The 19,613-nt window shown below is 61.3% G+C and carries 15 protein-coding genes; 12 read left to right on the top strand and 3 right to left on the bottom strand.

Annotated features, from left to right (window positions below):
* Positions 1-27: 27 nt before the first annotated feature.
* Both ACQ66M_RS00645 and ACQ66M_RS00640 read left to right on the top strand, forming a co-directional pair.
* Entirely contained in the window at positions 28-1,317 is a 1,290-nt protein-coding gene (locus ACQ66M_RS00645) for a 3-hydroxyacyl-CoA dehydrogenase NAD-binding domain-containing protein (RefSeq protein ID WP_430401365.1), read from the top strand.
* A gap of 92 nt (positions 1,318-1,409) precedes the next feature.
* Positions 1,410-1,847 (top strand): host attachment family protein, encoded by a 438-nt coding sequence (locus tag ACQ66M_RS00640; RefSeq protein WP_350170921.1) that lies wholly within the window; start codon positions 1,410-1,412, stop codon positions 1,845-1,847.
* A 20-nt stretch (positions 1,848-1,867) separates the two neighbouring features.
* Here ACQ66M_RS00640 and ACQ66M_RS00635 read toward each other — a convergent pair whose 3' ends face one another.
* The gene (locus tag ACQ66M_RS00635) at positions 1,868-3,517 is read right to left on the bottom strand and encodes a BCCT family transporter (RefSeq protein WP_350170922.1); all 1,650 of its coding nucleotides are present in this window, start codon (positions 3,515-3,517) and stop codon (positions 1,868-1,870) included.
* A gap of 265 nt (positions 3,518-3,782) precedes the next feature.
* Between ACQ66M_RS00635 and ACQ66M_RS00630 the strand changes: the two genes are divergently transcribed.
* The 9 genes from ACQ66M_RS00630 (at position 3,783) to ACQ66M_RS00590 (ending at position 16,664) form a co-directional block, all read left to right on the top strand.
* Positions 3,783-6,362, top strand: a complete 2,580-nt coding sequence (locus ACQ66M_RS00630; RefSeq protein ID WP_430401363.1) for a TonB-dependent receptor — start codon at positions 3,783-3,785, stop codon at positions 6,360-6,362.
* Positions 6,363-6,442: 80 nt separating this feature from the next.
* Positions 6,443-8,437: a sulfotransferase gene (locus ACQ66M_RS00625; protein WP_430401361.1), complete on the top strand. Its 1,995-nt coding sequence runs from the start codon at positions 6,443-6,445 to the stop codon at positions 8,435-8,437.
* 11 nt (positions 8,438-8,448) lie between these two features.
* Complete coding sequence (locus ACQ66M_RS00620; RefSeq protein ID WP_350170925.1) at positions 8,449-8,934, top strand: MarR family winged helix-turn-helix transcriptional regulator; 486 nt, start codon at positions 8,449-8,451, stop codon at positions 8,932-8,934.
* A 44-nt stretch (positions 8,935-8,978) separates the two neighbouring features.
* Positions 8,979-9,875 (top strand): SUMF1/EgtB/PvdO family nonheme iron enzyme, encoded by an 897-nt coding sequence (locus tag ACQ66M_RS00615; protein WP_430401359.1) that lies wholly within the window; start codon positions 8,979-8,981, stop codon positions 9,873-9,875.
* Positions 9,876-9,964: 89 nt separating this feature from the next.
* Positions 9,965-12,169 (top strand): Tex family protein, encoded by a 2,205-nt coding sequence (locus tag ACQ66M_RS00610; protein ID WP_430401357.1) that lies wholly within the window; start codon positions 9,965-9,967, stop codon positions 12,167-12,169.
* A 67-nt stretch (positions 12,170-12,236) separates the two neighbouring features.
* Complete coding sequence (locus ACQ66M_RS00605; RefSeq protein WP_350170928.1) at positions 12,237-12,992, top strand: TIGR00730 family Rossman fold protein; 756 nt, start codon at positions 12,237-12,239, stop codon at positions 12,990-12,992.
* A 159-nt stretch (positions 12,993-13,151) separates the two neighbouring features.
* Positions 13,152-14,957 (top strand): flavin-containing monooxygenase, encoded by a 1,806-nt coding sequence (locus ACQ66M_RS00600; protein ID WP_430401355.1) that lies wholly within the window; start codon positions 13,152-13,154, stop codon positions 14,955-14,957.
* An 83-nt stretch (positions 14,958-15,040) separates the two neighbouring features.
* Positions 15,041-15,850, top strand: a complete 810-nt coding sequence (locus ACQ66M_RS00595) for a crotonase/enoyl-CoA hydratase family protein (protein ID WP_350170930.1) — start codon at positions 15,041-15,043, stop codon at positions 15,848-15,850.
* A gap of 22 nt (positions 15,851-15,872) precedes the next feature.
* Positions 15,873-16,664, top strand: coding sequence for an SDR family NAD(P)-dependent oxidoreductase (locus ACQ66M_RS00590; RefSeq protein ID WP_430401353.1), 792 nt, complete (start codon positions 15,873-15,875; stop codon positions 16,662-16,664).
* A gap of 91 nt (positions 16,665-16,755) precedes the next feature.
* Here ACQ66M_RS00590 and ACQ66M_RS00585 read toward each other — a convergent pair whose 3' ends face one another.
* Together ACQ66M_RS00585 and ACQ66M_RS00580 are read right to left on the bottom strand one after the other, a co-directional pair.
* Positions 16,756-17,628, bottom strand: a complete 873-nt coding sequence (locus ACQ66M_RS00585; RefSeq protein WP_350170986.1) for an alpha/beta fold hydrolase — start codon at positions 17,626-17,628, stop codon at positions 16,756-16,758.
* Positions 17,629-17,683: 55 nt separating this feature from the next.
* Positions 17,684-18,274: a TetR/AcrR family transcriptional regulator gene (locus tag ACQ66M_RS00580; protein WP_430401351.1), complete on the bottom strand. Its 591-nt coding sequence runs from the start codon at positions 18,272-18,274 to the stop codon at positions 17,684-17,686.
* 149 nt (positions 18,275-18,423) lie between these two features.
* Here ACQ66M_RS00580 and ACQ66M_RS00575 point away from each other — a divergent pair, with 149 nt between their 5' ends.
* A complete protein-coding gene (locus tag ACQ66M_RS00575) occupies positions 18,424-19,596 on the top strand; it encodes an efflux RND transporter periplasmic adaptor subunit (RefSeq protein WP_430401349.1) in 1,173 nt (390 codons plus the stop codon).
* Positions 19,597-19,613: the final 17 nt, after the last annotated feature.

Here is a 19,613-nt window from a genome sequence, read left to right as displayed (position 1 = left end):
TGAACAATAATCTGAAAGCCAGCGACGATGCCATCAATCACCATGTCCCCGGAACAGGTTTCCGCCTATATTGCCCAGGCCGGGCGCGATGCCTGGAAGGTTCCGGGCCTTCCTTCTGATACACCGCTGCGCGAGATCAGGTCGGTCGGCGTGATCGGTGCCGGGACCATGGGCGGCGGCATCTCCATGAATTTTGCGACCGCCGGCATTCCGGTTCGCATCCTTGAAACGAAGCAGGAGGCGCTTGATCGCGGGCTGAGTGTCGTGCGCGGCCACTACCAGCGCAGTGCCGACAAGGGCCGTTTCCCGCAAGAGGACGTTGACCTTCGCATGGGCCTCCTTACCGGAACGCTCGACATGGAATCATTTGCCGACTGCGATCTCGTCATCGAAGCCGTGTTTGAGGACATGGACCTGAAGAAGAAGATTTTCACCGACCTGGACCGGATCATGAAGCCCGGCGCCATCCTCGCGACGAACACGTCCGCGCTGAATATTGACGCCATTGCCAGTGCCACCAGGCGGCCGGAGGACGTGATCGGCCTACACTTCTTCTCGCCGGCCAATGTGATGAAACTACTGGAAATCGTTCGCGCCGACCACACGGCGGATGACGTGATCGCAACCTGCATGGACCTTGCGAAAAAGATCAACAAGGTTGCGGTTCTGGTCGGGGTTTGCCCCGGATTTGTCGGGAACCGGATCCTTGCCGCGCGGCAGGCACAGGCTCAGAAGCTCGTCTATAAGGGCGCCATGCCTTGGGATGTGGATGCGGCTTTGAACGCGTTCGGTTTCCGGATGGGGCCTTACCAGATGTCCGATCTGGCCGGTCTCGACATTGGCTGGAAAAAGGGCGCCAAGACGGCCAATCCCATCCGGGATGCCTTGTGCGAAATCGACCGGCGCGGCCAGAAGACCGGCGCGGGCTATTACGATTATGACGAGAGCCGGAACCCCGTCCCGTCCAGCGTCACTGCCGAAATCATTCGCGACATTACAGGGGTCGATTCCGCGTCCGCGCCATCGGTCGAGACGATGATCGCGACCTGCATACACCCGATGATCAATGAGGGGCTGAAAATCCTCGAAGAGAAAAAGGCCCAGCGCGCGTCGGACATCGATATTGTCTGGCTCAACGGTTATGGCTGGCCTGCCGACAAGGGCGGCCCGATGCTGTATGGAGACATGGTGGGCGCCGAGACGGTGCTTGCGACCATGGAACGGCTGGGCGCAGACGATGACCGATTCGCGCCCGCAGAATCGCTGAAGCGTCTGGCGCGGGATGGCGGGCGGTTCACCGAGGTGCCGGCCGGCTAGCGGACAAGGGCCTTGGGCGTCTGCGGAGCATTACGTAGTGACGCCTTACGGCTGCCCGTAAATAATTTGTCCGAAAGCGGGAGGACGAATTGATGAAACTCAAGAACGGAACCTGGGTAATTGTTTGCGACGCCGGCAAGTTCCTACTGCTCGAGAACAATGGCGATCAGGATGTGATGGACCTGCGTGTGGTGGACCATGAAGCAATGGAGAATCCCAAGACGAGCGAGCAGGGAACGGCCCGGCCGGGCAGGTTCCAGAAGACCTCGGACCGACGCGGCAGCACTGTGGAAACCGACTGGCATGCGCTCGGAGAAACCCGGTTTGCAGAAGATCTTGCGGATCGGTTGGATCAATGGGCAAGCCAGGACAGGTTCGACGGGCTTGTCATCGTGGCGGACAGTCGGACACTGGGCGTTTTACGCAGCGCCTTGTCAGCCCAGGTGAAGACGCGCGTTTTCGCGGAAGTCCAGAAAGACTACGCACATCGCACCATAGACTTCATCGAGGCGGCACTCGCGAAAGCGTAGGGGCGCGTACCACGCCAGGATCAGGCAGGCTCCGCCACTTCTTCGTCCGGAGCGCTGGCATTCATCTGCTTGTGGTCGTCCCGCATGCCCATATAGAGGCTGAGGCAGCAGACGAGCAGGATGACCGTGAATGGCAGGGCTGCCGTGATCGTGCCGGCCTGGAGTGACTGGAGAACATCCGTGCCGCCGCCATACAGCAATGCCGAGGCTGTAAGTCCAAGCGCCGTGGCCCAGAATACGCGTTGTCCGACGGGCGAATCCGTCTTGCCGCCGCTCGTGATCGTGTCGACGACCAGTGCACCTGAGTCAGCCGATGTCACGATGAATATAATCAGCAGCATGATGGCCACGGCCGAGGTGATTTCGGGGAATGGCATTCCCGCCAGCATTTCGAACAGGACGAGGGATGCGCTGGTCATGTCGCCTGCCAGTTCACCTGTGCCGGACTGGTGCTGCGCCAGCGCTGTTTTGCCGAAGGCGGAGAACCAGATCACGCAGATCGTGAACGGCGCGAGCAGGACGACTGCGAAATACTGCCTGACGGTGCGGCCGCGGGAAATCCGGGCAATGAACATGCCGACAAAGGGCGACCAGGAAATCCACCAGGCCCAGTAGAATATCGTCCAGTCGTGGAACCAGAGAATGTCCGTTCGGTCGATCCAGCCGGTCAGCGCCGGTGTGTCGGTGACATAGGACATGAAATTCTGGCCGATGCCCGTGAAGATCGCGATGGTTGGGCCGGCAATGATGACAAACATCAGCAAGGCAAAGGCCAGGCCCATGTTTATGTTGCTGAGCAGCTTCACGCCGCCATCCAGCCCCCGCAGGACAGACAGGACGGCCAGACCGGTCATGGCGGCGATCAGGGCGATCTGCACCGCCGTGTTGGGCTCGAATCCAAAGAGGTAGGCGAGGCCGCTCGTCGCCTGCGTCGCGCCGATCCCTATCGTCGTTGCGAGGCCGAAAATGGTCGACACGACCGCAAACAGGTCGATGATGTGGCCGGGCCAGCCCCAGACCCGCTCACCCAGTATGGGGTAGAATGTCGAGCGAATGCTCAGTGGCAATCCCTTATTGTGGGCGAAGAATCCGAGGGACAGGCCGACAGTCGCGTAGATGGCCCAGGGGAAGAGGCCCCAGTGGAATATCGTGGCGCTGAAGGCGAGGCGCTCGGCCGCGGGCGTACCGGGTTCAACGCCCAGCGGCGTGCCAAACCAGTCAGTGTAATAGGCTAAGGGTTCTGCGGCGCCGTAAAACATGAAGCCGATGCCGACGCCTGATGCGAAGAGCATCGCGATCCATGAGTGAATCTTGAAGTCCGGTCGGGCGTCCGGGCCACCTAGGCGAATGCGTCCAAGGGGGCTCACACAAAGCGAGACAACAAAGAGAAGGACAATGATGGGCGTGATGGCGAACAGCCAGTCAGCGCTCTGCAGGGTCCACGTCCTGGCCGCCATGAGTGTCTGGGTGGAGGATTCGGGGAATATCAGTGTGGCCGCCGAGAAGAGCAGGACAAGGCCGGCGCTGAGGAAGAAGACGGGATTGTGAATGTCGAAGCCCAGCACGGCGACATTATCCTGGCCGACTTCGTAATTGGTCTCATACTCAAACAGCGGTTCTTCACCGGTGATCGGGGCATCAGGCTCTGGAGTCGTTGATTCGATGGTCATGGCCGGGTTTTGCAGGAAAAAATTCAATTATTAAAGTAAAATGCTGCGTGGATGACAGCGCCCGCCAGCGCACATGGCGGAAATTCTTTGTAAAATGGGGCTAAAATGCAACAGTTCGCAGGTTCTCCGGGCAAGTGCACGGCAAAAACCTTTTTATTGTCGAAGTTTATGGTAGCTCCAAAGACCTATCGATCAGTCGTCGTTTCACGTGGCGCGCCTCAAAATGGCGCGGGTGACGACTGGAGCTGACCTAAAAGGACGACAAATGAACAAGTTGATGTATGGCGCTTCGCTGGTCGCAATGGCCGGCCTTCTTACCCCGATAGCCGTTGCGCAAGAGCCCGCGCCAAAGGCGCCGAAACAGGAAACCCGCCGCCTCAAGGCGGTCACGGTTACGGCGACAAAGCGCAGCGAGACAGCCCAGAGCATTCCGGTTGCTGTGGTCGCACTGGGAGAAACCGAGCTCGACAATCTGGGGGTCAAGAACTTTACCGATTACCTCGTCCAGCTTCCCGGCGTCACGGCGGGCGGTTCCGGACCGGGACAGAGCACGATCTATATTCGCGGTATTGCATCAACCACGCCGAACCTGACCACCGCAGGCGTTGCCGGCCTGGCGCCCAATGTGGCGCTGTACCTTGACGAGCAGCCTGTCTCGCAGCCCGGGCGCAATCTCGACGTCTATGCCGCAGACCTTGAGCGCGTCGAAGTGCTTTCCGGTCCTCAGGGCACCCTGTTCGGTGCCAGCTCGCAGGCCGGCACGGTTCGCCTGATCACGAACAAGCCGCAGCTCGGCCGGTTCGAGGCAAAGGTGAAGGCGTCGACCTCGTTCACCGAAGGTGGCGACATGAGCAACAGTGTCGAGGCGGTCATGAACCTGCCCGTCACGGATAATTTTGCCGTGCGCGGCGTCATCTATACCGACAATCAGGGGGGCTATATCGACAATGTCGGCGGCGTGCTGGACGCGTCGCAGTCGGCGCGCTTCCGGCCTGCCGGAACGGTCCGCGAAAACGGTACGGTTGTTCAGCCCAATCGTGCCGGCTTCCAGGCGGGCGCAGACCTGTCGGATGTAAACTTCATCTCGGCCAACAACGCGTCGATTGCCGACAAGAATATCAATGATACCAGCTATCAGGGTTTCCGCCTGAGCGGCCTCTATGAATTCAATGCCGACTGGCGGCTCAATGTGGCCCATGCGCAGCAGAGGCTTGATGCGGACGGCGTCTTCTTTGCCGATCCCGAGCTCGACGATTATGATGTCGTACGGTTCAGCGAAGACAAGATCGAGGACAGCTACCACAATACGAGCTGGACACTGGATGGCCGGCTGGGCGCGCTCGAGGCGGTTTATACCGGCGCCTACACGGAACGGACGACGGACCAGATTGTCGACTATTCCGACTATCTGTTCGTCGCTCAATACCTGCCATACTATATCTGCGACGGCTCTGTCAGCTATCCGGGCGCGGCCGCGCCCAGCGGTACATGCTACGCCCCGAACCTGTTCGTGAAGTCGAGCACCGAAACCGAAATTCAGACGCATGAACTCCGTTTCAACACGCCGGACGCGTATCGCATCCGCGCGACTTTTGGCGGCTTCTTCAGCGACCTGGAACTGCGCGAACTGAATGACTTCACTTATCCTGGCTCGACACAGATCCTTGGCTTCAACGGTGAGGTTGGCTTTGCTCCAAACTATCCGCTGACCAACACGGCGGTCACCGGGGCTGTCGGGAACGCATCACCAGGCTATTTCAGTGAACCCGGTCCGTTTCCGGCGGGCGTCATCTTCCGCAATGACGTGAAGCGTACGGACAAGCAGCTCGGCCTCTTCGGTGAAGCGACATTTGACCTAACCGACCAGTTCGCACTGACGGTGGGCGCGCGCTGGTACGATATCGAAGTCGACCTCGAAGGCAGCGCGAACTCATCTTTCTTCAATCTCGGCCAGACCGATGACGCACAGGCGTTCGGCACGAACATCTCGGCGCAATTCGCTCCGGGCAATGCCGTGGGTGCGCCGGACAAGGCCGCGACAGACGGCTTTATCTACAAGCTCACCGGTGAATGGACGCCAACGGACGACATGCTTTTCTTTGCGACCTATTCGGAAGGCTTCCGGCCCGGCTTGCTCAACCGCCCAGGCGGCGCACCCGGCCCGAACGGATATACGGTCCCCTATGCCCTCGATACTGATGAAGTGAAGAATTATGAACTCGGCTGGAAAACCGAACTGTTCGACAATTCTCTCCGGCTGAACGGTTCGGCCTTCTTTGTCGAAATCGAAAACCTGCAGACGACAATTTTCGACCCTTCGATCGTCAACCTGTTCTTCTCCGACAATGCGGCGAATGCCGAAATCCAGGGCCTTGAGGGTGAGTTCACCTGGGCTCCCGCGTCGGTCGACGGCTTGACGCTTGCTGGTGCGTTCTCGTTCCTCGACACGGAGGTGACGGAAGTCATTACGCCGACGGATGACGTCCTGCTTGGATCCGAACTGGCCTTTGCACCAGCCTATCAGGGCAATCTTCGTGCACGGTATGAATGGGATCTGGAACGTCGCCTGGCGGGTTCGTCCCTGCGGGCGCATGTTATGCCGCAGATCGTGTTCTCAGACAGTTCGTTCAGCGACATTATCGAAATCAACAAGGCAGAGATCGATGGCTGGGTGACGCTGGGCGGAACGCTCGGGGTGAGTGCCGACAAGTGGACGGCAGAGCTGTTCGGGTCGAACCTGACGAACGAGTACGCGGAACTTGCGAACAATTTCGTGTTTGACCGCGAGCGGGTGACGCCCGTGCGGCCACGCACGGTCGGCGTTCGCGTGTCCTTCTCATACTAGGCACACGATCCGACTTGAATTGATCCCGGCGCCCTGACACCTTCAGGGCGCCGGTCTTTTTTGGAGTACCAGAATTCTTCATGCCCAGTCTTGCTGACATCGACGACACGATCAAACAGGCCCAGAAGGCCTTGCAGGCCGGGGATCTGGACAGCGCGACCGGTGCGGTTCAGGTGGCACTGTCGCAGGATCCGGACAATCGCGATGCGCTCTACATCGCTGCCGTATGTGCCCGGTATGACAATCGCGACGATGATGCGCTTCGCCATCTGGCGCGCCTGAAGGCGGTCATTCCAGACTTTGGCCGCGCCTATCAGGAAGAGGGACATTTACGGCGCAAGACGGAGAACAATCTTGCCGCCCTGGCAGCCTATCAGAGGGCGACCCGATACAATCCGGCCCTGATCGCAAGCTGGAACGCGCAGGCTGAGCTTCTGGCAGCGCAGGGACATGCCACTGCCGCAACGGCCGCCCGTGCCCAGGCGCAGCGGCTCAGCGCCTTGCCGCGCGAACTGCTGGCTGTGACGAACCATATCCATGAGGGCCGCACCTTCCGGGCGGAAGAAATGGTCAGGGCATTCCTCAAGCGCCACCCCACCCATGTCGAGGCCATGCGCCTGCTGGCGGACATTGGCGGGCGGCTCGGCGTGCAGGAGGATGCACATTTCCTTCTGGAGAGTGCCATTGAGCTCGACCCGGAAAACATCCAGCTGCGCCTCGATTTCATACAGGTGCTGAGAAAGCAGCAAAGGTTCGCGGACGCTCTTGAACAGGCTCGTTGGCTGACGGCGAGGGAGCCGGACAACCCGGTCTTCCTGTCGCATTTGGCGATTGAGAGCATGCAGGCGGGAGATTATGAAACGGCGCTTGAGACATTCGAAAAAGTCCTTGTGCTGGTTCCCGATGACCCGGCGACCTTGACGTCACGCGGGCATGCCCTGAAGACTTATGGCAAGACGCCCGAGGCCATTGCATCCTACCAGGCGGCGACCCGCGTGGCCCCTCAGCTGGGGGATGCGTGGTATGGGCTGGCCAACCTGAAGACATACCGTTTCAGCGATGGTGAACTGGACAGCATGTCGGTTGCTGTGGCTTCCGGCGAACTGGACCACATGTCCCGCATCCATATTGCCTTTGCCCTGGGAAAAGCGCTGGAGGACAGGGAAGAATATGATGCAGCCTTCGCGCATTTTGCCGAGGGCAATGCGCTGAAGCAGCAGACAACGCGCTATACGACCGAGCAGATGCTGGACGAGTTCGCGGCGCAGAAGTCCATCTGCACGTCAGACCTGTTCGATGTACGTAGCGGGAAGGGCTGCGCCGCGCCGGACCCGATCTTCATCGTGGGGCTGCCACGCGCCGGTTCGACGCTGATCGAACAGATACTCGCCTCGCATCCTGATGTGGATGGCACGCTTGAGCTGCCGAACATCCTGGCCCTGTCCCACCGGCTGCGCGGACGCCAGAACCTTTCGGATCGCGAGCGCTATCCGCGTGTCCTGCAGGAGATGCCGGATGGGGACCTGTCAGCGTTGGGGCAGGAATATATCGAGACAACGCGGATTCATCGTCAGGCCGCACCTTTTTTCACGGACAAGATGCCGAACAATTTTCGGCATATCGGCCTGATTCACCTGATCCTGCCGAATGCCCGGATCATTGATGCGCGTCGCAATCCGATGGATTGCTGCTGGTCCGCTTACAAGCAGCTGTTCGCGGAAGGCCAGGAGTTCACTTACGGCCTTGATACGATCGGGCAGTATTATCGCGCCTATGTTGACCTGATGGACCATTGGGACAGCGTCTTGCCGGAAGGGCGAATCCTGCGTGTCCAGCACGAGGATGTGCTGGACGATATCGAAGGGCAGGTACGGCGTATTCTGGACTATTGCGGCCTGCCGTTCGACCAGCGCTGCGTGGACTTCCACCAGACAAGACGCGCCGTGCGGACGGCCAGTTCCGAACAGGTGCGCCAGCCGATCAACAAGAACGGGCTTGAACAATGGCGGCCCTATGAGGCACATCTGACAGCGTTGAAACTTGCGTTGGGGCCAGCAGGCCCCGCGTCCGAATAAGGTCAGGTCCAGTGAACCAGCGGTCAGTCGATGCCCTCATTGCCTTGCGCAAGATACAGCGTGTGACCGAGCTTGCCTCCCGGCGCCTTGCGGCGACCGCCGGTCTGACGCCCTCCCAACTGGCTGTGCTGCGATTGCTGGATAAGTCGGGCGAATTGTCATCAGGGCGGATTTCGGAAGCCACGCTGCTGAAGCAGGCCACGATTACGAGTCTGGCCGACAAGCTGGAGGCGCGCGAGTTGATTGCGCGGCGCCGCTGTGATGAGGACAGGCGGCGCGTCTGGCTGCGGCTTTTGCCGGCGGGTGTCGCAATTCTGGCCGACGCGCCTGATCTGCTTCAGGAGACTTTTTCGGACCGCTTCAATGACTTGCCTGACTGGCAGCAATCCCTGATCGTGGCGGCGCTGGAGCAGGTGTCCGGCCTGCTGGATGCCGATGATCTCGATGCGGCGCCCGCGCTGGATATCGGCGAGCTCGACGAGGCTGTAACCGGTTGAAGCCGGTGGGAAACCCTGCTGGAAGGCGCTGCGTCTCAGGGCGTTTGGGATTTGCGTTACTGGCGTTTGCGCTGGTCGCCCTGTCCGCTTGCGGGAATGCCGACACCGGGCCTCAGCGTGAAGTGATCACTGCTGCGCCAGCAGGTGCGAGCGATGTGTGCGACAGTGCGGCAGGCATTGTGGAGGTTCCGGCGGGGACGCTGACGCTGCGCGGGAACACGCATGAGATCGCCGCTTTCAGGCTGGACGTGACCGAAGTAACGATGGCGCGGTTTGCTGAATTTGTTGCGGAAACGGGCTATGTCACCATGGCTGAGCGGGTGCTGGAGGATGGGCAGCGCAACGGGTCGGCCGTGTTCCGCCCGCCCGCTGCGGTGGGGGCAATGAACTGGTGGGTGTTTGATGGCGCGGCCAGCTGGAAAGACCCTGACGGCGAGGCGGGACACCATGAGCCGGGGCCGCTGGAGCCGGTGACGCATATTGCGCAGGCCGATGCGGAGGCTTTTGCGGCGTGGGCCGGAGGGCGGTTGCCGACGGAGGCGGAGTGGGAACATGCGGCGCATGGGGGTGATGAGGCGCCTGAAGTGGGGGCGGAAGGGCGTCACAACGCATCCAATGCCAACTCATGGCAGGGTATTTTTCCTGTGGAGAACCTGTCGCGCGATGGCTATCCCGGGCTGGCACCGGTCGGCTGCTTTCCCGCCAACGGATATGGCCTGAGGGACATGAGCGGGAATGCGTGGGAATGGGTGCAGCCCGATGCGCGCCGGGACCGGGCGGGCAAGGGGCTGCTCGTTGGCGGATCCTACCTTTGCGCGGAGAATTTCTGCCGCAATGCCAATCCGTTCGGGCGGCAGGTGCAGGATGTTGGCTTTTCCGCGTCGCATATCGGCTTTCGGGTCGCGTATGACAGCGAAATCGGGGGCGAACCGGTAAAGTAAACGCGCTGTGAAGGAATTGGCGGGCAAACGGAGGTCTGGCGTTTTTACGCGCCGTTCCATGCCCCTCCGAAACTGCACAAGGCCCTCACATGTCCACTGTCACTGCGCGTCCCAAAGCCATCTCAGCTGCCCCGATCAGCCGCATCATCGCCCGTGAACTGGGCGTTGCAGAGGCGCAGGTCGTCGCGACCATTGCGCTGATCGATGAGGGGGCGACGGTGCCGTTCATTGCGCGGTATCGCAAGGAGCGCACGGGCGGGCTGGACGATACGCAGCTGCGCGACCTCGCCGAGCGCCTGGCCTATCTGCGTGAACTGGATGAGCGCCGGCAGACCGTGCTCAAATCCATTACAGAACAAGGCAAGCTGACGCCCGACCTGGAACGCCAGATTGCCGGTGCGGAGACCAAGGTGGCGCTCGAGGACATTTACACGCCCTACAAGCCGAAGCGGCGGACCAAGGCGATGATAGCCCGTGAAGCCGGCCTTGAACCGCTGGCCGACCGTTTACTCGCCAATCCGGCGCTTGTGCCGGGCAAGGAAGCGGGCGCCTTCGTGTCGGGCAAGAAGGGGGTCGCCGATACGGAGGCAGCGCTCGAAGGGGCGCGCCAGATACTGATCGAGCGCATGGCCGAGACCCCGCGCCTTGTCGGCGCCATTCGCGAGAATGTTTGGACCGGGGGGCGGCTTGGCTCGAGCATGGTCAAGGGGAAGGAGGCGGAAGGCGCCAAGTTTGCCGACTATTTCAAGTTCGATGAACCGATCAGGGAGATGCCGTCGCACCGGGCGCTGGCCCTGCTGCGTGGCGAGAAGGAAGGCGTGCTGAAGGTCAAGCTGGACGTGCCGCATGAGCCCAAGGGCGACCACCCGGCTGTGGGCATGATCATGTCCGAATTCGGCATCGCGAAGAAGGGCCGGGCAGGGGATGACTGGCTGGCCGATACGGCCCGCATGGCGTGGAAAGCCAAGCTGGCCGCGTCCAGCGCGAGCGACCTGATTGCTCGCCTGAAGGCGCGCGCCGATTCCGAGGCCATCCGCGTGTTTTCCCGTAACATGCATGACCTGCTTCTGGCCGCGCCTGCGGGGCCACGGGTGGTCATGGGGATTGATCCGGGCATTCGCACCGGCTGCAAGGTGGCGGTGGTCGATGCCACGGGCAAGCTGCTGGAGACCGTGACGATCTACCCGCACGAACCGCGCAAGGACTGGCAGGGCGCAATGGCGAAACTGGCGGAGTTGAGCAAGCGGCACAAGGTGGAACTGGTCAGCGTTGGCAACGGTACGGCGGGCCGCGAGACGGACAAGCTGGTCGCTGAACTCGCCGCCAGGATGCCGGAGCTCAAACTGACCCGGATCATGGTGTCCGAAGCCGGGGCGTCGGTGTATTCGGCGTCGGAACTGGCGGCGAAGGAATTTCCTGGGCTGGATGTCAGCCTGCGGGGCGCTGTATCGATCGCAAGGCGTCTTCAAGACCCGCTGGCGGAACTGGTGAAGATCGAGCCGAAGGCGATTGGCGTCGGCCAGTATCAGCATGATGTGGACCAGGCGGCGCTTGCGCGCTCGCTGGATGCCGTGGTGGAGGATTGCGTCAATGCCGTCGGCGTGGACGTCAATACGGCGTCGGCGCCGCTGCTGGCGCGCGTGTCGGGCCTCAATCCGACGATTGCGGCCAATATCGTCGCCTATCGCGACAAGAACGGCCCGTTCAAGACGCGGGCGGCCTTGAAGAAAGTGCCGCGCATGGGGCCGAAGACGTACGAACTCGCCGCCGGATTCCTGCGCATCATGGACGGCACGAACCCGCTGGATGCCTCGGCCGTGCACCCGGAAGCCTATCCGGTCGTGACCCGCATTTCGGAAAAGACCGGGCGTCCGGTGAAGGGCATCATTGGCGACAAGGCGTTCCTGTCGACGCTGAAGCCTGCGGCATTTGCGGATGCCGATTTCGGTGTGCCGACCGTCACAGACATCCTGGCCGAACTGGAAAAGCCGGGGCGTGACCCGCGACCGCAATTCAAGACGGCCACGTTCCAGGACGGGGTTGAGGAAATATCTGACCTGAAGCCGGGCATGCGTCTGGAAGGCGTGGTCACGAATGTCACTGCATTTGGCGCCTTCGTGGACGTGGGCGTTCATCAGGATGGGCTGGTGCACATTTCCGAGCTGGCCGACACATTTGTCAAAGACCCGCATGACGTGGTGAAGGCCGGTCAGGTCGTGCGTGTTCTGGTCAAGGAGGTTGATGTCAGCCGTAAGCGGATCGCCCTCAGCATGAAGCGCCCGGAGCGCACGTGACCCCGGCGCATTGCCGGATGAGCGCATGCGGGGTTAACACGGTTCTCCATGTGAAGGAGGGACGATGATGCCTGACGGAAAATACGACCGGGAAGAGACCTACAAGCTCGCGGCGCTGGATACCGATTTCATCCTTGGCGACTCGATGCGCGGCGCGCGCTTCATGATGGAATATTCCAAGGCCGAAGAGCATCTGCGGGCGAAGAAGATTGTCTCGACCATTGTCGTGTTCGGCAGCGCAAGGGTTCGCGAGGACGGCGACGAAAAGCAGGCAGCAATCTATGCGTCCGCCCGTGAGTTCGGCCGGATCGCATCGGAGCGCGGCGGCGCGCTTTGCCATAATGGCGGCCTGCGGGAAAACGTCATCGCCACCGGTGGCGGGCCGGGCGTCATGGAAGCCGCCAATCGGGGCGCGATGGAGGCTGGCGCGGTGACGATCGGCTTCAATATCGCCTTGCCGTTCGAGCAGGAGCCGAACCCTTACATTACGCCGGACCTGTGTTTCCAGTTTCACTATTTCGCCATGCGCAAGATGCACCTTGCGATGCGTGCGCGGGCGCTGGTCATCTATCCGGGCGGCTTCGGCACGATGGATGAGCTGTTCGAGCTGCTGACTTTGACCCAGACCGGCAAGGCCCCGCCCATCCCGGTCGTGCTCTGCGGCCGGGCGTTCTGGTCAAAGGTGATCAATTTCGACGCCCTGTTCGAGGCGGGCATGATTGCGGAAAAGGATCTCGGCATCTTCGAATTCGCCGACAGCGCGGAGGAAGTGTGGGAAAGCCTGGTGTCGCGGGGACTGGCAATCTGGCCTGCTGACGCTTAGCCAATGGACCTCTACCGGGCAGGTGCCGCAAGGGAACAGATTTTCAGGACCGATTAGCGAGCTAGACTGTTCTTCCAGAGGGGGACGCCCGTGTGCGCAAGCCTCCGCAGGTGCGCGGGCTATCATGCCTGCTTATGCTGATAACGGGAGTGACACGCAATGGCCTCAGGCGACGTAATTGAAGAGCTGGGACTCGATCCCGATGAATTGCGGTCGAAATATCGTGAAGAGCGCGACAAGCGCCTGCGCAGCGACGGCAATGAACAATATGTCAACATGGTGGGTGAGTTCGCGCACTATATTGAAGACCCCTATATCAAGCGAGTCGAGCGGGCGCCTCTGACCGATCATACGCATGTTGTCATCATTGGCGGAGGGTTTGGCGGCCTGTTGGCTGGCGCGCGGCTGCGTGATGCGGGCGTCAGGGATATCCGCGTGATCGAGAAGGGCGGCGATTTTGGCGGCACCTGGTACTGGAACCGCTATCCCGGCGCGGCCTGCGATATTGAGAGCTATATCTACCTGCCGCTGCTGGAAGAGACGGGCTACATGCCGGTCGAAAAATATTCGCGCGCACCGGAAATCCTGGCGCATAGCCGGCGGATTGCCGAGCATTACAACCTGTATGACAAGGCCTGCCTGCAGACCGAGATTGCCGGACTGAACTGGGATGATGACGCGAATGTCTGGGTGATCGAGACGGACCGGGGAGACCGGATGACGGCCGACCATGTCGTGATGTCGAACGGGCCGCTGAATCGGCCAAAGCTGCCGGGCATTCCGGGGGTGGAAAGTTTCGAAGGGCACAGCTTCCATACGAGCCGCTGGGACTATGACTATACGGGCGGGGATTCCTCGGGCGGGCTGACGGGCCTGAAGGGCAAGCGGGTCGGCATTATCGGGACAGGCGCGACGGCCGTGCAGTGCGTACCGCATATCGGTGAAGCCGCCAAGCATCTCTATGTGTTCCAGCGCACGCCATCCTCGATAGATGTGCGTGACAACCGGCCGACCGATCCGGACTGGGCGAAAAGCCTGGAGCCTGGCTGGCACAAGGACCGTATGGAGAATTTCAATACGCTGGTGTCCGGGGGTTTTGCCGCGCAGGACCTTGTGATGGATGGCTGGACGCATATCATCCGCAACCTGCTTTTCATTGCACAGCAGGAGGGCAACAAGGACCTCAGCCCGGAACACCTGGCCGAACTGGCGGAGATTGCCGATTTCCAGAAGATGGAACAGGTGCGTGCGCGGGTGGACGAGATCGTCGCGGACAAGGCGACGGCTGAGGCGCTGAAGCCCTGGTATCGCCAGTTCTGCAAGCGGCCGTGCTTCCATGACGGCTATCTGCCTACGTTCAACCGGTCGAATGTGGAACTGGTCCATACCGACGGACAGGGCGTGGAGCGGATTACCGAGAATGCGATCATTGCCAATGGCAAGACCTATGAGATCGACTGCCTGATCTATGCCACGGGATTCGAGGTCGGCACGGAATACACGCGGCGCGCCGGGTATGATGTGGGCGGGCGCGACGGGCGCAAGCTGTCCGAGCACTGGGCCGAGGGCTATCGCAGCCTGCACGGGATGCTGGTGAACGGCTTTCCGAACCTGATCGTGATGGGCACGGTGCAGGCGGGCTTCACCGCGAACTATCCGCACCTTCTGGACGAGCAGGCCAAGCAGATCGCCTACCTGGTGACCGAGGCCGAGAAGCGTCAGGCGAAGGTGTTCGAAGTGACTGAAGAGGCCGAGACGGCCTGGGTGAGCGAGATCATCAGCAAGGCGATGATGCGTGAGAAATTCCTCGAGGAATGCACGCCGGGCTATTACAATAATGAGGGCAAGCTGAGCAGGCTGGCGCGGCAGAACACGTCCTATGGGGCGGGGTCGAACGCCTATTTCGCGATCCTCGATGGCTGGCGCAGCGCGGGCGCGATGGAGGGCCTGGAATTCCAGGCCTGAGGCCAGCGCAGGGCGCTGATATTGAGCGCGGAGCGGGCTGCGCCTAGGGTGACTTTCAGGAAACACAGAACAGGACGGATCAAGTGAGCGAGCGAATTACAATCAAGGTCGAAGACGGCGTCGCCGATGTGCGCCTGGTGCGCGAAGACAAGATGAACGCGCTGGACGATGCGATGTTTGCGCGGTTGATCTCGGCGGCCGAGGAGATCAATGCGGACACATCCATCCGGTGTGTTGTGATGTCGGGACTGGGACGGGCATTCTGCGCTGGCCTGGACATGGGCAATTTCGCGAAGATGGCGGACGGCAAGCGCAGTGAGAACAGCGTTGCCGGCGGCGGGCTGGCAGAGCGGACCTATGGCATTGCCAACCGGGCGCAGCAGGCCGTCTGGGGCTGGCGCAGCCTGCGCGTGCCGGTGATCGCGGCGGTGCACGGCGTGGCGTTGGGCGGCGGGTTCCAGGTGATGCTGGGCGCCGATATCCGTATCGTGCACCCGGACACGAAACTGTCGATCCTCGAAGTGAAGTGGGGCCTTGTGCCGGACATGAGCTCGACCGCGATCATGCGGCGGCTGGTGCGTGAAGATATCATTCGGGAGCTGACATATACCGGGCGAATGTTCTCTGGCGTAGAAGGCAAGGAATATGGTTTCGTGACGCACCTGTCAGAAACGCCGTATGAGGACGCGATGGCGCTGGCGCGCGAGATTGCATCGAAAAGTCCGAGCGCGGTGCAGACCGCGAAGAAGCTGTACAATCACATCGCCGACAAGGATGATGGTGAGGCGCTGCTGACGGAATCCGTTCTCCAGGACGAACTGATGGGCAGCAAGAACCAGATCGAGGCGGTGATGGCGGGCCTGCAGAAACGGGCAGGCAATTTCGTCGACTGACTGACCCCTGAGGAGGGCGCACATGATCGACCATGATGGCAAGGTGGCGCTGGTGACCGGCGCGGGATCCGGCATCGGACGGGCGCTGGCGCAGGCGCTGGCTGCCCGGGGTTCCAGAGTGGTCTGCGCGGATATTGATGCGGACGGCGTGCATGAGACGGCGGCGGGCCTGGGCGAGCGTGCGCTGCCCATCGTGTGCGACATGGCCGATCATGAAGTGGCGGTGACGCTGGTGCATGATGCGGGCACTTGGCAGGGGCGGCTGGACCTGGTGTGCTCGAATGCCGGGATCGGCCTCAACCGCCGTGTCATCAAGCAGGAACTGGATGAGCGGGCCGAGCGGTTGTTCGAGGTGAACCTGTTCGCGAACCTGCGGATGGCACAGGCCTATGCGCGCTGGACGGAGGCGCAGGGCAGCCGGGGGCGGCTGATGATCACCGGATCCGAAAATTCGCTCAGCGTGCCTGCCGCCGTGAGAGGCAGCGGGCTGGCCCTGTACGCGGCGACCAAGCATGGCGTGCTGGTCATGGCCGAGTGGATGAAGCTGGAATTCGAGGCGGGCAATGTGCCGGTGGACGTGCATGTGCTGATGCCGGGCGCTGTCTATACGGCGCTGATCGCGAAGCATATGCCCGACCCGAGCAAGGCCCCGCCGGAGCTCAACCTGATCATGCCTGAACGCTGCGCGGAGATTGCCCTGAAAGGCCTGGATCTGGGCCTGTTCTATATTCCGACGCACGCGCACCTTGCGGGCGACATGCAGCCGCGCATGCGGGGTGTGGCCGAAGCGGTGGAGGCGCTGGGGCTGAGCTGAGCAGGTGTCGCCCGCGTGCGTCCTTTGATCCCTGCCTCCGCAGGGACAAGCCTTCGCTCAGGACGGGCGTTCAAGGGGGATAGGACTGACGCTACAGGAAGGCTTTCATGTCGGCCATGAAGCGGTCGAATTGGTCGTGGTGGAGCCAGTGGCCGGCATTCTCGTACAGTTTCACTTCGGCATTCTGGAAATGTTTGAGGCGTCCGTCCTCGGCCGGGTTCGAAGCCCAACTCTTTTCGCCATACAGCAGGAGCGTGGGGCAGGTGATGGCTTCCCACAGCTTCTCGATATCCTCATAGGGGATGTCATAGGGTGTCATGACGCGGAAATAATTGTCGAATTTCCAGGAATAGGTGCCGTCTTCATTCTGGCTGATGCCGTGAATGGTGAGGTGGCGGGCCTGTTCGTCCGTGAGATAGCTGTTCTCGGTTTTCATGCGCGTATAGGCGTCTTCGAGCGTGGCATACTTTTTCGAGGTGCGGCCGGCGGCGGCGCGCTTGGATTCGATCCATTCGCGCATCCGTTCGCCGGGCGGGCCGCTGAAGCGCTCCCGGATGACTTTCGGTGAGGGGCCGAGCCCCTCAATGGCGACAATCTTGCGGACAGTTTCGGGATAGATGCCGGCGTATCGCAGGGATATCGCCCCGCCATAGGAATGGGAGACGAGGGTGACGGGATCGAATTTCTGCTGGTGGATCAGCTGGGCCAGATCGTAGACGCAGGCGCGGACGGAATATTCGCCATCTTCCGACCAGGCGCTGTCGCCATGGCCGCGCAGGTCCGGCGCGACGACGTGCCAGTCCTTGCTGAGTTCCTCGGCCACCCAGTCCCAGCTGCGGCAATGATCGCGACCGCCATGGACAAGGACGAGCGGGGGGGCATCCGGATTGCCCCAGTCAACATAATGGAGGCGCAGGCGCTGGGAGATGAAACTGTTCGAGGTCGGGCCGGAGAATTTTGTCATACGCATGATTTGCCCGGCTTTGCCCCATGCTGTCCAGAGCGGTGAGGGCGGCGTGTCATGCTTCCAGGATGGACATGATGGAGGCGCGCATGAAGGGCAGCATCGTGACCGGATCAAGATCGGGGTGGCGGAGCATCCGGATGGCCAGCCCGTCGAACAGGGTGAACAGCATGTCGACGCGGCCATCAGTGTCTTCGAGCTGGAGCTTGTCGCGCAGAAGCTTTGCGAAGTGGGCCCGGACTTTCGCGTCATGGACCCTCATACGCTCGGCGATGGCGGGATTGCGCTGGGCTTCGGCGATGATTTCAAGGCTGAGGGCCGACTTGAACGGATCCGTCAGGCTTCGCACGCCTTCTTCTGCCCGTTCGACAAGCGCATTGAGCAACTGGTCCGACGGAAATTCCTCGAAATTGGACAGTTTGTCGGTCTGGAGGCGGTTTTCACGGTCAACGATGGCGGCGATGATGGCGTCCTTGCCATCAAAATAGTGGTAGATGTGACCGGCGCTCATGCCGGCCTGTTCGGCGATGCGCGCCATGCCGGTGCCATGAAAGCCCTGTTCCACAAAGCAGGCAGTCGCTGCGTCAAGTATCTGCTCGCACCGTGCCCGGGCGCGGGGCGAATTTTTCTCAATCGCTGGGGTCATTTTTTCAAAATTTCTGCTCTTCACTCTTGATTTGTTGCGCTGCAACATTATTTCGAACGTTCATTCTAACTTTTCAACCTGTTGAACACACATAGGCGCGATTGATCAAGGTGACATTAATGCCAAGAATATCAAACAGTTTCAGAGTTTTGATCGCCAGCACCCTGATCGGCGCGGCAGCGGCGTGTGGGGCGTCCGAGCCAGCCGCGCCTGCAGGGGCCGTAGCAGCAGCGCCCGCCGCGGCGCCGGTTGACGTTATGGTCGTGCACAAGACGCGGATCGAGAGTACACGCGAATTGCCGGGCCGTGCCCGCGCATTCCGGGAGGCCGAGATTCGCCCCCAGGTGACGGGGCTGGTCAAGTCGCGCCTGTTCACGGAAGGCGAACTGGTCAGCCAGGGACAAGCGCTCTACCAGATTGATGCTTCCGAATATGCCGCCGCTGTGAACAGCGCGAAAGCCGCCGTTCAGCGCGCAGAGGCGACAGCTGATGCGGCGCGCCAGACGGCCGGCCGGTTTGAGCGCCTCGCCGAAATCAACGCGGTGAGCCGCGAAGACTATGACCAGGCCGTTGCTGCGCAGCGCCAGGCCGAGGCCGATGTGGCCATTCAGAATGCGGCGCTGCAGCGCGCCAATATCGACCTTGCACGAACGAAGGTCACCTCGCCTATCGAAGGCCAGATTGGCCGGTCGAGTGTGACGCCGGGTGCGCTGGTGACGCAGAACCAGGCCGCGGCGTTGGCCATTGTGCAGCAACTGGACCCGATCTACCTGGACCTGACGGCGGGCAGTTCGAAGATTCTCGGATGGAAACGGGATATTGCAGCAGGTCGCATCCAGTCTGCGGACGGCGAGAGCGTGGACGTGTCGATCAAGCTGGAAGACGGCAGCACCTATTCCGAGCCGGGCAGGCTGGAATTCAGCGAAGTGAACGTGGACGAGAGTGCCGGATCGGTGATCCTGCGCGCAGTTGTTCCCAACCCTGACGGTTTCCTGCTGCCGGGCATGTATGTGAATGCAAGCTTCAGCGCGGGCACTTATGACAATGTGTTTCTCGTGCCGCAGGGCGCTGTCACCCGGACGGTCAAGGGCGACCCGACGGCGATGGTGGTCGGCGCGAATGGCACGGCTGAGGTACGCAACCTGACGATTATCGAGGCAAGCGGCAATGACTGGATCGTGTCTGAGGGCCTCGAAGACGGTGACAGGCTGATCATTGGCGGGCTTCAGATGGTGCGCCCAGGCGCGCCCGTGGCGCCTGTTCCCCCGATGACGGCGGCGGCCCAGCCTAACGACGGGGCGACACCCGTCGTCAAACAGTAATCCAACCGAGCTGAACC

The organism is Hyphomonas sp., assembly GCF_965284475.1.
GTDB lineage: Bacteria > Pseudomonadota > Alphaproteobacteria > Caulobacterales > Hyphomonadaceae > Hyphomonas.
Note: the sequence above shows the minus strand (reverse complement) of the source record. Positions and strands in the feature narration are given on the sequence as shown.